The sequence below is a fragment of the Albimonas marina genome (assembly GCF_029223255.1).
In the GTDB taxonomy this organism is placed as follows: Bacteria; Pseudomonadota; Alphaproteobacteria; order Rhodobacterales; family Rhodobacteraceae; genus Albimonas.
Genome location: NZ_JARHUC010000012.1, coordinates 31,621 through 45,181, shown reverse-complemented (window position 1 = coordinate 45,181; position 13,561 = coordinate 31,621). Strand labels below are relative to the sequence as shown.

Here is a 13,561-nt window from a genome sequence, read left to right as displayed (position 1 = left end):
TTCTCTCCTCAGCCCGTCGCCGCGGCGATGTCGGGCGTGGCTTTCCAGAAATAGCGGCGGAAGCCGCTCCTCGCGTCGATCTTCTTCAGGCGGAACACCATGCGCAGCGGCAGGCCCACGTCGACCGCGGCGGGGTCGGCGTCCACCGTCTCCATCAGCAGGCGCGCGCCGTTCTCGAACTGCACGAAGCCCACCACCAGCGGCGGGGCGGGGTGGTAGCTGAGCCAGTCGGCGGTATAGGTCAGCACCTTCGCGGGCGCGTCGGCGAGCGAGACCTGTTCGAACCGCTCGGCATGGGCGCCGCAGCCGGGCGTCACGCAGTAGGCGAGCTGGGGGAACTGGATCGTTCCGCAGTCGGGGCAGCGTCCGGCCTTGAAGGCCGACAACTGCTCGGCCTCGCGCCAGGCGGCGGTCAGCGCGGCCTTGTCCGCCGCCTCGGCCCGCATCCCCCACTCAAGCTCGATGCGCCCGTAGAAGGACAGCATCCGCAGGTAGTCCTCGGTCGGAACCCGGTCGGCGAGCGCGCCCGTCACGCCGCGGCCCGCCGGGCGGCGGCCGGTCGCCTCCAGCACGATGGCGTCCGCGCCTTGGCCGAACCCGACCAGCAGGATCTTCTCCCCGGCCTCCGCCGTCTCCAGAACCTTCGCGAGCATCAGGAACGGATGCGCGGCGCCGGTCAGTCCGCACCCTGCCGCGAGATCGTCGGCCACCTCGCCCCGAAAGCCGACCGTCCGCGCGACCGAGGCCGCCGCGCCGCGGATCGGCGAGGGCATCACGAACCGCCCCAGCTCGCCCGCTGCGATCCCGGCTTCGATCAGCGCCGCGGAAATGGCGCGCGGGATGATCTTCGCGTAGCCCTCGTCGCGGATCCACCGCTCCTCCCAGGCGTAGTCGGCGGTCGCCCCGGCCGCGCGCACGTGGTCGGCGAAGGCCGCGTTGACCGAGGCGACGCCGAGGACTTTCGCGATCAGGTCGCCCGTGCCGAGCTGCAAGGCAGCGGCGCCGGCGCCCTGCTGCATCTCCTGGATGCTGGCGGGCCTGGCGGTCGGCCGCTCGGTCGCCACCAGAAGGGCGCCCTCGGCGCGCGCCTTGATCGCCTGCGCCAGGGCCGAGGTCGCCGCCCGCTGAGACCCCGTCGCCTCGGCCGTGCGCGCGCTCTCGCGAAGGTCGAGCGCGCCGGCTACGACGGAGGCGTTCGACATGTCCGCGTAGGGCAGCGTGGTCGACGCAAGGATCAGGGAACTCACCGCCGCGCGCCCTTCGGGCGGCACGCAGTCGCGCGCGGCCTCGACAGCCATGGTTATCGCGTCTTCGTCCCAGCTGCAGAAGGCCCGCTCGCCCTTCGCGCTCGACGCCAGCGCCGGCGCCATCCAGCGGTGCGCCGCGGCGATGGCGGCGCGCGAAAGGCGTAGCCGCGGCGCGTAGGCGCCCACGGCCGTGATGCCGAAGTCCATGTCTCCTCCCGGGTCGTCGTGGTCGTGCGCCGCGGCCGGCGCCCGGCTGCGACTCCCTTTGTATGGCTCAAATTATATACGCAAGCTAAAAGTAATCTAGTGCATTTTATTCCGGGCGGGCATGGCCGCTGGCGCGGCGCGCACGACAGGTCTGCGCCTCCCTCTTCGGGTACGCCCCGCCGATGGCTCCAGGGCGCATTTCGCGCCGTCGCACGCGTGCGGAGCGCTTTACAGCCAGATTGCCATGCGTTAATGGATAGACCAATAAATAAAATGAAGAATGGACCTATGGGTCCCGCCACAGGGAGAGATGATGATGACCCTTGCGAAGATGCACAGGCGCGGCGCGCCCGCGGCGCTGGCCGTCCTGCTCGCGGCCTCCGCCGGCGCGGTCGGCGCCGAGCGCACGCTGACCGTGGCCTCGGGCTTTCCCGACTCCGCCGTGCCGCCCTACGGCCACCACGAGGTGGCGAAGTTCCTCGAGGCCAACAGCGACCTGCGCGCCGACGTGCAGAGCCTGGGCCTGCTGACGCTGGCCGAGATGTCGCCGGGCATCCGCGACGGCATCGCCGACATGGGCTACGTGCTGACGCCCTATTTCGCGGCCGAGTATTCCGAGACCAACATGGCCGCCGACATGACCCTGCTGGTCCAGAAGGGCGTCGACGCGCCGGGGCTGGCGATGGTCGCGGCGATGACGGAATACGTGCTGCTGAACTGCCCCGACTGCCAGGCCGAGTACCTCGCGCAGAACCAGGTGTTCCTCGGCGGCGGCGCCAGCACCGAATACTCCCTCGTCTGCAACCGGCCGATCACGTCTCCCGCCGATCTCAAGGGGCTGTCGCTGCGCTCGGGCGCCTCGGTCTTCGGGCGCTGGGCGGAGCATTTCGGCGCGATCAAGGTCGCCATCCCCGGGTCCGAGATGTACGAGGCCCTGGCCCAGAACGTCGTCCAGTGCACGATGGTCGGCCTGCCGGACGCGATCAACTTCCAGCTCACCGACGTCACCAGCCACATCGTCAAGAACGCGCCCGGCGGCGTGTTCGCGGGCGCGGCCTCGCTCGACGTGAACCTCGATCTTTGGCGGGAGCTCGACGCCGACCAGCGCTCGGTCCTGCTCGACGCGGGCGCGCTGATGACCGCGGCGACGGCCGTCGAATATTACCGCCAGGGCGTGAAGGCGGAGAAGACGTTGGCCGAGGCCGGGGTCACGATCGTCACCGCGGACGAGGCGGGCTTCACCGAGGCGACGCAGGCCTTCCTGGCCGATGACATGAAGACCATCGAGACGCAGTTCGGAGAGCTCTACGGCGTCGAGAACGTCGCCGCGAAGATGGAGACGATGCGCGGCCTGATCGAGAAGTGGAAGGACAAGGTCGCCGAGGTCGATCCCTCCGACCTGGAGGGCTTCCGCGACCTGCTGAAGGCCGAGATCTACGCGAAGATCGACCGCGCCTCCTACGGCATGAACTGACCGGTCCGCTCCGGCGGCGTCGGGGACGGGCGGCGCGCCCGCTCTCCGGCGCAGGCCGGGCGCGCGGCTTCGCCTCCCCTCCCGCTCGAAGGACCCCTGCCGATGAGCCTGCCCCCCGAGGTCGACCGGCCGACGGCCGGCGCGCCGCCTGCGCCCGCCGCCGTGCGGCTGCTGGGCTGGGTCGTGCAGGGCGCGACCTGGATCGCGGCGGCGGCGGCGGTGCTGATGATGGTCCACATCTCGGTCGACGTGATCTCGAAATACCTGTTCCGCGCGCCGCTGCCGGGCACGATCACCATCGTCTCGAACTACTACATGGTGCTGGTCGCCTTCCTGCCGCTGGCCTTCGCCGAGCGGCGCAACGGCCACATCGGGGTCGAGGTGCTGACCACGCGCTTCCCTGCGCGCGTACAGCGAATCCTGCACATCGTCTCGCTGCTGTTCTGCGCCGCGGTCTTCGCCGCGCTGACCTGGCAGTCGTGGATCGAGGCCGGCCGCGCCCTGAAGATCGGCGCCTTCGAGATCGAGTTCGGCGTCAAGCTGCTGACCTGGCCCGCCCGCTACCTGCTGCCGCTGGGCGCCGGGCTGATGACGGCGGCGCTGCTGGCCAAGGCCGCGCTGGCCCTGCTGCGCGGGCCCGCGCAGGACCCCGAGGCGCGGGTCTTCTGATGCGCGCCCGAACCGGACCGGAGCCCCGCCCGTGAGCAACGTCGAGATCGGATACGCCGGCGTCGCCATCCTGCTGGCCCTGATCGCCCTGCGCATTCCCATCGGGGCGGCGCTGATCGGGGTCAGCTTCTGCGGCATCTGGGCGATGGTCGGGCCGCGCGCCGCCTGGGGCGCGATGGGCATCGTGCCCTGGACGTTCACCGCGACCTGGCAGCTGAGCTCGGTGCCGATGTTCCTGCTGATGGGGTTCGTGTGCTACCACGCGGGCCTGACCAAGGGCCTTTTCGAGGCGGCCCGGCTGTGGCTGTCGCGCCTGCCGGGGGGGATCGCGGTCGCCTCGATCTTCGGCGCCTCGGGCTTCGCGGCGGTCACCGGCTCCTCCGTCGCCTGCGCGGCGGCGATGGGGCGGATCGCCGTGCCCGAGATGACGCGCAACGGCTACAACCCCGAGTTCGCCACCGGCACGGTGGCCGCGGCCGGCACCATCGGCGCGCTGATCCCGCCCTCGATCCTGCTGATCCTCTACGGCATCATCGCCCAGGTGCCGGTGGGCGCGCTGTTCATGGGCGGCGTCGGCGCGGGGCTGCTGACGGCGCTGGGCTACGTGCTGACCGTGGTGATCCGCGCCAGGCTGACCCCGTCGCTCGCGCCCCCGGTGCACGCGCACCCCGCCGCCGCCGAGCGCTGGGGCGCGCTGGTCGAGACCTGGCCCGTCCTGGTGCTGATGGCCGGCGTGCTGGGGGGCCTGTTCTTCGGCGTCTTCACCCCGACCGAGGCCGGCGGCGCCGGGGCCGGCATGGCGGTGCTGATCGCGCTGATCAAGCGCTCGCTCTGCTGGCGGGGCTTCCATGACAGCCTGATGGAGACGCTGCAGACCACCGCCTCGTTGTTCGTGATCGCCATCGGCGCCAACATGCTGACCCGGTTCATGGCGATCAGCGGCGCGGGCCGGGACCTCGCCGCGCTGATCGACGCGCTGGGCGCCGATCCCACCCTGCTGCTGGTGGGGATCGCGCTGGTCTACCTGGTGCTGGGCATGTTCCTCGAGCCGATCGGGGCGATGCTGCTGACCCTGCCGGTGCTGCTGCCGGTGCTGACGGGGGCGGGCTACGACCTGCTGTGGTTCGGCATCGTGCTGGCGAAGTTCCTCGAGATCGGGATGATCACGCCGCCCATCGGGCTCAACGTCTTCGTCATCAAGTCGGTGGTGGGCGACCTCGTCTCGGTCGCCGGCATCTTCCGCGGGATCCTGTGGTTCCTGCTGGCCGACCTGATCGTGGTGACGCTGCTGGTGGTCTTTCCCGACATCATCCTGTGGCTGCCCGCCCTGATGCAGCGCTGAGGAGGACGCGATGACCGACCCCGCCCCCTGGATCCGCTCCGTCCTGCAGACCTGCGTGGTGGTCGAGGACCTGGACGCGACCATCGCCGAGTACTGGGAGCGCGCCGGCATCGGCCCCTGGTACGTCTGGGTCCCCCGGCTGACCGGCATGCGCATCCGGGGCCGGGAGATCCCCTATTCCATGAAGCTGGCGCTCGCCTGGACGCCCGACGGCGTGATGTGGGAGGTGATCCAGCCCCTGAACGGCCCCAGCATCTACCGCGAGTTCCTCGACCGTCGCGGCGAGGGCATCCACCACGTGCTCGTCGACGCGGGCGAGGGCGCCTACGACGCCCTGATCGCCCAGGCCGAGGCCCGCGGCCTTCCCCCGATGATGGAGGGGACCTGGGCAGGGGCGCAGTTCGCCTATCTCGACGGCGAAGGCCCGCTGAAGATGGCGATCGAGGTGGTGCGCCGCCCCGCCGACTTCGTGCGGCCGGACCCGGACTACACCTTGCCCGCCGGGCTGGGGAGGGCGCCGCGTTGACCCTGCGGATCGGATGCGGTTCGGGCGGGGCGCCCGACCGGGTCGCTCCCGCGCTGGCCCTGGCCGAGCGGGGGGAGCTCGATTTCCTCTGCTTCGAATCCCTGGCCGAACGGACGTTGGCCATGGGTCATGTCGCGAAGCGCTCGGGCCGGGGGCCGGGGCACTGCCCGAAGCTGGAGGCGCGGATGCGCGCCGTGCTGCCGGCCTGCGCGGCGCAGGGCGTGCGGATCGTGACCAACATGGGCGGCGCCGACCCGCTCGCCGCCGGCGAGACCACCGCCCGCATCGCCCGTGAGCTGGGGCTGACGCTGCGGGTGGCGGTGATCGAGGGCGACGACGTCCTGCCGATGGTCGGTCCCGAAACCGAGCTGCCCGAGACCGGTGAGCGGGTGCGCGACCTGGGCGCCCCCGTCGCCGCCAACGCCTATATCGGCCACGAGCCGCTGGTCGAGGCGCTCGACGGCGGCGCGGACATCGTGATCGCGGGCCGGGCGGCGGACCCGTCGCTGTTCCTCGCGCCCTTCGTCCACGCCAACGGCGTCGCGCCCGACGACTGGGCGCGGCTGGGGGCGGGGACGCTCGCCGGCCACCTGCTGGAATGCTCGACCCAGGTGACGGGCGGCTACTTCGCGGATCCGGGCTTCAAGGAGGTGCCGGGGATCGACGACCTTGGCTATCCGATCGCCGAGATCTCGCCCGACGGCTCGGCGGTGATCGGCAAGCTGGCGGGGACCGGCGGGCTGGTCTCGCCGCTGACGGTGAAGGAGCAGATGCTCTACGAGGTCCACGACCCCGCCGCCTACCTTACCCCCGACGTGACCGCGGATTTCTCGACCACCCGGATCGAGTCCGTCGGCCCCGACCGGGTCCGCGTCTCGGGCGCCGGCGGGCGGGCCCGGCCGCAGACGCTCAAGGCGCTGGTCGCCTTCGACGGCGGATACCTGGCCGAGGGCGAGATCTCCTGGGCCGGCCCCGGCGCGCAGGACCGCGGGGAGCTGGCGCGCGAGATCGTGCGCCGGCGCATGGTCGAGCGCTTCGGCTTCAACGGCCCGCTGCGGCTGGAGCTGATCGGCGTCGCCTCGCTGCATCTCGACGGCGGCCGGGCCGAGCAGGGCTCGCAGGACGTGCGGCTGCGCGGCGCCCTGCGCAGCCACGACCGCGCCTGGGCCGAGCGCCTGCTGGAGGAGATCGAGGGCCTGTGGATGGCGGGCCCCGCCGGCGGCGGCGGCTTCCGCGGGCGCATCACCGAAAGCGTCTTCACCCGCGCGATCTACATCGACCGCGCCCAGGTCCCCACCCGCGTGAACTGGATCGCGCCATGACCGCCGCGACGCGCACGGTTCCGCTGCGCGCCGTCGCCTCCGCCCGCGCGGGCGACAAGGGCGACGCGCTCAACGTCTCGGTCTGGGCGCTGGAGCCGCGGTGGTATCCCGCGATCCGCGAGCAGCTGACCGCCGAGCGGGTCCGCGAAGCCTTCCCCGAGGTCTTCCGGGGCGAGGCGCGCCGCTACGAGCTGCCGGACCTGCACGGGCTGAACTTCGTCTTCCAGCGTGCGCTGGCGGGGGGCGTGAACGCCTCGCTGAACCTCGACGCGCACGGCAAGTCGTTCAGCTTCCTGCTGCTTTCGCTCGAGATCGAGATCCCGGCCGACGGCGGGGACCAGACGGCGAAGATTAAAGGTCTAACCATTTGACAAAAACGCGGCGCGCCGGCATCTTCCCCTGAGGCCGCCGCGCTTCGCGACCCAGGAAAGGACCCGATCCATGCTCGACTCCCAGGACGACCTCCAGGCCCTGCGCGACGGCGTCGCCGCGGTCTGCGCACGGTTCGGCGACGACTACTGGAACGCCAAGGACGACGCCGGCGAGTTTCCGCACGAGTTTCACCGCGCCATGGCCGAGGGCGGCTGGCTGGGCGTGACCATGCCCGAGGAATACGGCGGCGCGGGCCTGGGCGTGCAGGCCGCGGCCGCGGTGATGCACGAGGTCGCCCGCCACGGCGGCGGCATGGCGGCCGCCTCCTCGATCCACATCAACATGTTCGGCCCGCACCCGCTGGTGGTCCACGGCACGCCCGAGCAGAAGGCGGAATGGACCCCCCGCCTGGTCTCGGGCGAGGATCAGGTCTGCTTCGGGGTGACCGAGCCGGACGCGGGCCTCGACACCACCTCGATCAAGACCTTCGCGAAGAAGGTCGACGGCGGCTGGTCGGTGACGGGGCGCAAGATCTGGACCTCGACCGCGCAGGTGGCCAACAAGGTGCTGCTGCTGACCCGCACGACGCCCAAGGAGGACTGCCGCAAGCCCACGGACGGGATCACGGTGTTCTACACCGACCTCGACCGGACCCGGGCCGAGGTGAAGAAGATCCCCAAGCACGGGCGCGCGGCGGTGGATTCCAACCTCGTCTACTACGACGACTATTTCATCCCCGACCACCACGTGATCGGCGAGGTCGGGCGCGGCTTCCACTACCTGCTCGACAGCCTGAACCCCGAGCGGGTGCTGATCGCGGTGGAGGCCATCGCCATCGGCCAGGACGCGCTGGCGCGCGCCGCGAAATACGCCCGCGACCGGGTGGTGTTCGGCCGGCCCATCGGCAAGAACCAGGGCATCCAGCATCCGCTGGCGGAGTGCTGGGCGAACCTGGAGGCGGCCATGCTGATGGCCGAGAAGGCGGCCGAGCTCTACGACGCCGGCCGCCCCTGCGGGGCCGAGGCGAACGCGGCCAAGCTGCTGGGCGCGCGCGCCGGCCACGCCGCCTGCCAGCAGGCGGTCTTCACCCACGGCGGCATGGGCTATGCCAAGGAATACGTGGTGGAACGCCTGCTGCGCGAGGTGCTGGTCACCCGCCTCGCCCCGGTCTCGGAACAGCTGGTGCTGTCGTTCCTGGCCGAGCGGGTGCTGGGGCTGCCCAAGTCCTACTGAGCCTGCCTCGAACCTCGACGCCGCGCAGCCTCTCCCGACCGTCGCGGCGTCCGCGGCGCGGCGCCTGCCGCGCCGGCTTCCCGGCGTCGACCGTCAGAGGCGCGACGCCGGGGTTTTCTTCCGCTGGACGGGGGCTCAGAGCGCGGCGGCCATCGCCCGCCAGGCCTCGGCCAGCGCCGGCCGGTGATCCGGGGCGGCGACCTCGATCAGCCGCTCGGCGCGCTCGATGGTCGACAGGCCCCGCAGATCCGCCAGCCCGTGCTCGGTGACCACGACTTCGACGTCGCCGCGCGGCAGCGAGGCGAGGCCCGAGAGCCGCGGCACGATGCGCGAGACCGCGCCGCGCCCCGACGTGGCGGGCAGGGCGACGACGCTGACGCCGCCCGGATCCAGCGCCGCGGCCCGGGCGAAGTCGGGGGCGCCGCCGACGCCGCTGATCGCGCGGGCGCCCAGCAGCTCCAGGTTCGCCTGGCCGAACAGGTCCACCTCCAGCGCCGAGTTCACCGCGACCAGTCCGGGCACGCGGGCCAGCGCCTGGGGCGTGTGGGTGGCCTCGCAGTCGACCACGTCGAAGCCGTCGCGGCCGGCGAGCCAGTCGTAATAGGCCCGCGTGCCCACATGGACGCAGCTCACCGGGCGATGGCCGGGCGCGAGGGCGCCGGCCTCGACCAGCCGCCGCGCGCCGTCCGACAGCATGCCTGAATGCAGGCGCAGGTTCCGCCGGTCGGTCAGCAGGCCCATCAGCGCGTCGGGCACCTTGCCCAGCCCGATCTGGATCGCGGCGCCGTCCTCGACCAGCGCGGCGATCCGCGCGGCGATGGCGCCCGCGGCCGCGGAGGGGGCGCCGACGTCGTATTCGCGCGGCGCGGCCTCCGCCTCGATCACCGCGTCGGCCTCGTCCAGCGCGACCGAGGCCGCGCCGGGGATCGCGGGCATGGCCGGGTTCACCACCAGGATCAGCCGGGAAGAGCGTCGCCGCGCCAGCGGCGCGAACTCCACCGCCAGCCCCAGCGAGCAGCGCCCGGCGGCGTCCGGCGGCGCCACGGTCATCACGCAGGCGTCGAAGCGCGCGACCTGGCCGATCCAGCGCGCGGCCGCGCCGTAGGACAGCGGCAGGTGGCGCAGCGCCCCGCGCGCCTGGTCCCCCGGCGCCGACGCCTGGGCGAAGAGCGCGGAATACTCCGTCCCCGGCGGCAGGCGCTCCAGCGGCGTCGGGTTGATCCCCGGCACGAAGCTGGAGGTGATCCGCAGCGCCGGGCCGCCCCGCGCCTGCAACGCCTCCAGCAAGGCCGGGACCTCGGCGGCGGAGCCGGGGAGGAACAGGCGCTCGCCCGGCGAAAGCAGCTCGGGGAACCGCTCGGCGGGCAGGGCGCGGAGGCGCCGGAGCGCCGGGCTCCGCGGCGCGGGCGGGGGCGGGGGCGTGGACATGGGATCTCCCTGTCGGACGACGCCCGAGTCGGCGGGCGGAGGGGTGGCCTCCGAATGGTTTAATGGCAGCCCAAGCTAAAGGTCAAACAATTGACTTGCGCTTGTGGTCCGACTCGCCCCATTGTGGCTGCGAAGACAGGAGCCGCCGACCCGTGACGTTCCAAGCCGCAGACCGTTCCCTCGCCCACCCGCTCGGGCCCGCCGCCACGACCGAGGCGCTGACCGCCTGGGCCGCCGAGGCGGCCGGCGGGCGGCTTGCGGGCTGCACCCAGATCTCCGGCGGCAATCGCTGCCGCTCCTGGGCGGTGGACGTCGAGACGGGCGCCGGCCTCCGGCCCCTCTACCTGCGCTACGCCCCGCCCCGCCCGCCCAGCGTCGAGCCCTACACCGTGCGCCGGGAGGCGCAGGTCTACCGCGCGCTCGACGGGACCGACGTGCCGGCGCCGCGGCTGCTGGCCGAGCATGCGCGTCACGAGGCGATCCTGACCGAGCGCGCGCCGGGCCGCTCCGACTATCGGCGCATCGGCTCGGACGCGGAGAAGACGGCGGTGGCGAAGGACTTCGTCGCCGCCCTGGCCCGCCTGCACGCTCTGCCGGGCGAGCGGCTGGCGGGGCCGGACGTGGCCCCGGCGGGCGACATGCGCACCTGCGTGGCCCGCGAGCTCGAGATCTGGCGCGGCATGTACGCCGAGACCGGCCGGCGCGATCCCCTGGCGGAACTGGCGCTGGGCTGGCTGGAAGACCGCCTGCCCGAAACCCCGGGCGCCCCGGTCTTCGTCCATGGCGACGCGGGCCCCGGCAACTTCCTGTTCCAGGACGGCCGCATGACCGCCCTGCTGGACTGGGAGCTGGCCCATGCCGGCGATCCGATGGAGGACCTCGCCTGGTACTCGATGCGCTCGGTGATGGAGCCGACGCCCGATTTCGCGGCCCGGGTGCGCGACTACGCCGCCGCCGGGGGCGCGCCGCTGGATCCGGCGCGGATCCTCTATCACCGGGTCTTCGTCTCGGCGCGGGTGGTGATCATCCGCCATCGCAACGTGACCGGGGAGCCGGGCGCCTCGATCATCTCGCGGGCGCTGAACCGCCGGCTGCTGGTGGGCGCGCTGGCCGAGGCCTCGGGGCTGGCGCTGACGCCTCCGCCGGCCGTCGAGGCGCCCGAGACCCCGCAGACCGGCTTCCACGACGGCGTCATCGACGACCTGCGCGCGCGCATCGCCGAGCGGGTGGAGGACGCCGAGGCCGTCTCCGCCGCCAAGAACGCCGCCCGCGTGCTGAAGTACCTGCGCGAGGTCGACCGCCTGGGCCCCGCCGTCGAGGCGCGCAAGCGCGCCGCCCTCGCGGCCCTGCTGGGCGACGCGCCCGACGCGGTCGCCGAGGGGGAGGCGGAGCTGCTCGCCCTCCACGCCACGGGCCGCGTGCGCTTCGCGCAGGCGCTGCCCTATTTCGCCGCCGCCGCCGCCTGGGACGCCCAGCTGGCCGCGCTCGCCTCGGGCGGGATGGCCCGCCGCGGCTTTCCCGACCTTCCTCACGCCCTGTGACGGAGCCGACCATGCCCCATGACCACGCCCTCGCCGCCAAGTCCGACTTCACCGCGAAGGACGACGGCTTCCACACCGACGTGATGGGCGACCGCTGGTGGATGACCGAGACCGCCTGGTTCAGCTTCTGCGCGCCGGAGCGCAAGCTGGGCGGCTGGCTCTATTCCATGTTCCGCCCCAACATCGGGGTGAACTCCGGCGGCGTCTGGGTCTGGGACGACAGCGCCCATATACCGTGGGAGACGCGCTACTACCGCAACTACACCGTCATGCCGATGCCGCAGGGCGACCTGACCGACACGACCCTGCGCACGGGCGTCTCGATCAAGGTGCTGGAGCCTCTGACCCGCTACCATCTGGGCTTCGAGGACGAGGACGGGCGCCTGACGGTGGACCTCGAGTACGAGGCCGTGATGGCCCCGCGCGCCCTGCGCAAGCCGAACTCCTCCTTCAAGAACCTGACCCATTTCGACCAGTTCATGCGCGCCCGCGGCCATATCGTGCTGGACGGGGAGCGGATCGAGATCGACTGCCACGCGATGCGCGACCGCTCCTGGGGCCCGCGCCCCGAGCATCGCCCGGGCAAGAGCGCCTATGTCTCGGGGATCGCCTCGCCCGACGACTGCTTCCTGTGCACGACGAAGTGGAACGACCCCTCGGGCGCGCTCGCCTACGGGTTCCAGACGCTGGACGGGGAGCTCGGCGACATCGTGGAGGGCCGCCGCATCGTCGAGCGGGACCGCGAACACGGCTACGTCTCGAAGATCGTGATCGAGGCGAAGGACAACCTGGGCCGCGAGATGCTGGCCGAGGGGGAGCGGCTGAGCTCGATCACCATCAACCGCCATTCCTTCATCGACTCCAACAGCCTGATCGCCTGGTCGATCAACGGCAAGCAGGGCCATGGCGAGGACCAGGACATGTGGCCGGTGAACGTCTGGGGCGACTTCCGGCGGCGTGTGCGCGCGGGAGGCGGGGAATGACCGAGGCTGCGAACTCCGCCGGGCCGATGGCCGGGGTGAAGGTCCTCGACCTCAGCCAGATCTACAACGGCCCCTACGCGACCTTCCTGATGGCCTCGGCCGGCGCCGAGGTGATCAAGGTCGAGCCCGAGGGCGGCGAGTCCCTGCGCCGCCGCGGCGTGGTCGGAGGCGCCGCGCTGCCCTTCGCGATGCTCAACGGGGGCAAGCGCTCGGTGGTGCTGAACCTCAAGGACCCCGAGGGGAAGGCCGCGCTCGAGGCGCTGGCGCGCGACGCCGACGTGCTGGTCGAGAACTTCGCGCCGGGGGTGATGGACCGCCTGGGCCTGGGCGCGGATCGCCTGCAGGCCGCCAATCCGCGGCTGATCTACGCCTCCTCCTCCGGTTTCGGCACGGACGGGCCCTATCGCGAATACCCGGCGATGGACCTGACCATGCAGGCGATGTGCGGGGTGATGGCGACCACCGGCTTTCCGGATCGCCCGCCGGTGAAGGCCGGGCCTGCGCTGTGCGATTTCTTCGCCGGCACGCATCTCTACGCCGCCATCGCCACGGCGCTGTTCGAACGCGAGCGCACCGGGGTCGCCCGCAAGGTGCACGTGACCATGCAGGACGCGGTCTATCCCGCGCTCGCTTCCTCGCTGGGCATGGCCTGGGGGATGCAGGGGCGCGAGGACGCGCCGCCGCCGCGCACCGGCAACCGCCACGGCGGCCTCGCCGAGGCGCCTTACAACGTCTACCCGACCTCGGACGGGTGGCTCGCGATCATCTGCGTGCGCGACGCGCACTGGCAGAACCTGGTCAGGGTGATGGGCCGGCCGGAGCTCGCCGAGGATCCGCGCTTCGACACGCTGGGCAAGCGCGTGGCCGCGATCGACGAGATCGACGCGCTGGTCGCCGACTGGACCGGCAAGCGCCCGAAGGAAGAGGCCTTCCAGGCGCTGATGGCCGCCCGCGTCCCCTGCGCCCCGGTCCGCGACCTCGAGGAGGTCATGGACGACCCCAACATGCACGCCCGCGGGTCGCTCCGCTGGGAGGAGCATCCCGAGTTCGGCCGCGTGGTGCTGATGGCCTCGCCCCTGCGCTTCGCCGGCGTCGAGGCGCGCCCGCTCGCGCCCAGCCGGACGCTGGGCGCGGACACCGAGGCGGTGCTGGCCGAGATCGCCGCCCGCGCGGACGGAACGGCCTGAGATCCGGCTCCCGGCGCACGCGCCGGAGGC

At 72.4% G+C, this 13,561-nt stretch carries 12 protein-coding genes; 10 read left to right on the top strand and 2 right to left on the bottom strand.

What is annotated here, in order from left to right:
* Nucleotides 1–8: 8 nt before the first annotated feature.
* Nucleotides 9–1,454 carry an OB-fold domain-containing protein gene (locus P2H44_RS24375; protein WP_275767966.1) on the bottom strand — a complete coding sequence of 482 codons (1,446 nt, stop codon included), beginning with the start codon at nt 1,452–1,454 and terminating at the stop codon, nt 9–11.
* Nucleotides 1,455–1,770: 316 nt separating this feature from the next.
* On the opposite strand from P2H44_RS24375, the gene P2H44_RS24370 reads away from it, so the two are divergent.
* The 7 genes from P2H44_RS24370 to P2H44_RS24340 all read left to right on the top strand — a co-directional run bounded on the left by P2H44_RS24370 (nt 1,771) and on the right by P2H44_RS24340 (nt 8,392).
* The gene (locus P2H44_RS24370; protein ID WP_275767964.1) at nt 1,771–2,928 is read left to right on the top strand and encodes a C4-dicarboxylate TRAP transporter substrate-binding protein; all 1,158 of its coding nucleotides are present in this window, start codon (nt 1,771–1,773) and stop codon (nt 2,926–2,928) included.
* 102 nt (nt 2,929–3,030) lie between these two features.
* Entirely contained in the window at nt 3,031–3,597 is a 567-nt protein-coding gene (locus P2H44_RS24365) for a TRAP transporter small permease (RefSeq protein ID WP_275767962.1), read from the top strand.
* 31 nt (nt 3,598–3,628) lie between these two features.
* Complete coding sequence (locus P2H44_RS24360) at nt 3,629–4,939, top strand: TRAP transporter large permease (RefSeq protein ID WP_275767960.1); 1,311 nt, start codon at nt 3,629–3,631, stop codon at nt 4,937–4,939.
* Nucleotides 4,940–4,949: 10 nt separating this feature from the next.
* Nucleotides 4,950–5,465 (top strand): VOC family protein, encoded by a 516-nt coding sequence (locus P2H44_RS24355; RefSeq protein ID WP_275767958.1) that lies wholly within the window; start codon nt 4,950–4,952, stop codon nt 5,463–5,465.
* Nucleotides 5,462–6,787 (top strand): acyclic terpene utilization AtuA family protein, encoded by a 1,326-nt coding sequence (locus P2H44_RS24350; RefSeq protein ID WP_275767956.1) that lies wholly within the window; start codon nt 5,462–5,464, stop codon nt 6,785–6,787. The genes P2H44_RS24355 and P2H44_RS24350 overlap by 4 nt, the downstream gene beginning before the upstream one ends.
* Entirely contained in the window at nt 6,784–7,158 is a 375-nt protein-coding gene (locus P2H44_RS24345; protein ID WP_275767954.1) for an AtuA-related protein, read from the top strand. The genes P2H44_RS24350 and P2H44_RS24345 overlap by 4 nt, the downstream gene beginning before the upstream one ends.
* A gap of 70 nt (nt 7,159–7,228) precedes the next feature.
* Nucleotides 7,229–8,392 (top strand): acyl-CoA dehydrogenase family protein, encoded by a 1,164-nt coding sequence (locus P2H44_RS24340; protein WP_275767952.1) that lies wholly within the window; start codon nt 7,229–7,231, stop codon nt 8,390–8,392.
* 135 nt (nt 8,393–8,527) lie between these two features.
* Here the strand turns inward: P2H44_RS24340 and P2H44_RS24335 are convergent, their stop codons facing one another.
* The gene (locus P2H44_RS24335; protein WP_275767949.1) at nt 8,528–9,820 is read right to left on the bottom strand and encodes an acetyl-CoA hydrolase/transferase family protein; all 1,293 of its coding nucleotides are present in this window, start codon (nt 9,818–9,820) and stop codon (nt 8,528–8,530) included.
* A gap of 152 nt (nt 9,821–9,972) precedes the next feature.
* Between P2H44_RS24335 and P2H44_RS24330 the strand changes: the two genes are divergently transcribed.
* Genes P2H44_RS24330 through P2H44_RS24320 form a run of 3 tightly spaced genes read left to right on the top strand, consistent with a single transcriptional unit; the run spans nt 9,973 to nt 13,531 of the window.
* On the top strand, nt 9,973–11,361 hold the full coding sequence (locus tag P2H44_RS24330; protein ID WP_275767947.1) for a phosphotransferase family protein: 1,389 nt from the start codon (nt 9,973–9,975) through the stop codon (nt 11,359–11,361).
* 11 nt (nt 11,362–11,372) lie between these two features.
* On the top strand, nt 11,373–12,344 hold the full coding sequence (locus tag P2H44_RS24325) for a DUF7065 domain-containing protein (protein ID WP_275767945.1): 972 nt from the start codon (nt 11,373–11,375) through the stop codon (nt 12,342–12,344).
* On the top strand, nt 12,341–13,531 hold the full coding sequence (locus tag P2H44_RS24320; protein ID WP_275767944.1) for a CaiB/BaiF CoA transferase family protein: 1,191 nt from the start codon (nt 12,341–12,343) through the stop codon (nt 13,529–13,531). The genes P2H44_RS24325 and P2H44_RS24320 overlap by 4 nt, the downstream gene beginning before the upstream one ends.
* Nucleotides 13,532–13,561: the final 30 nt, after the last annotated feature.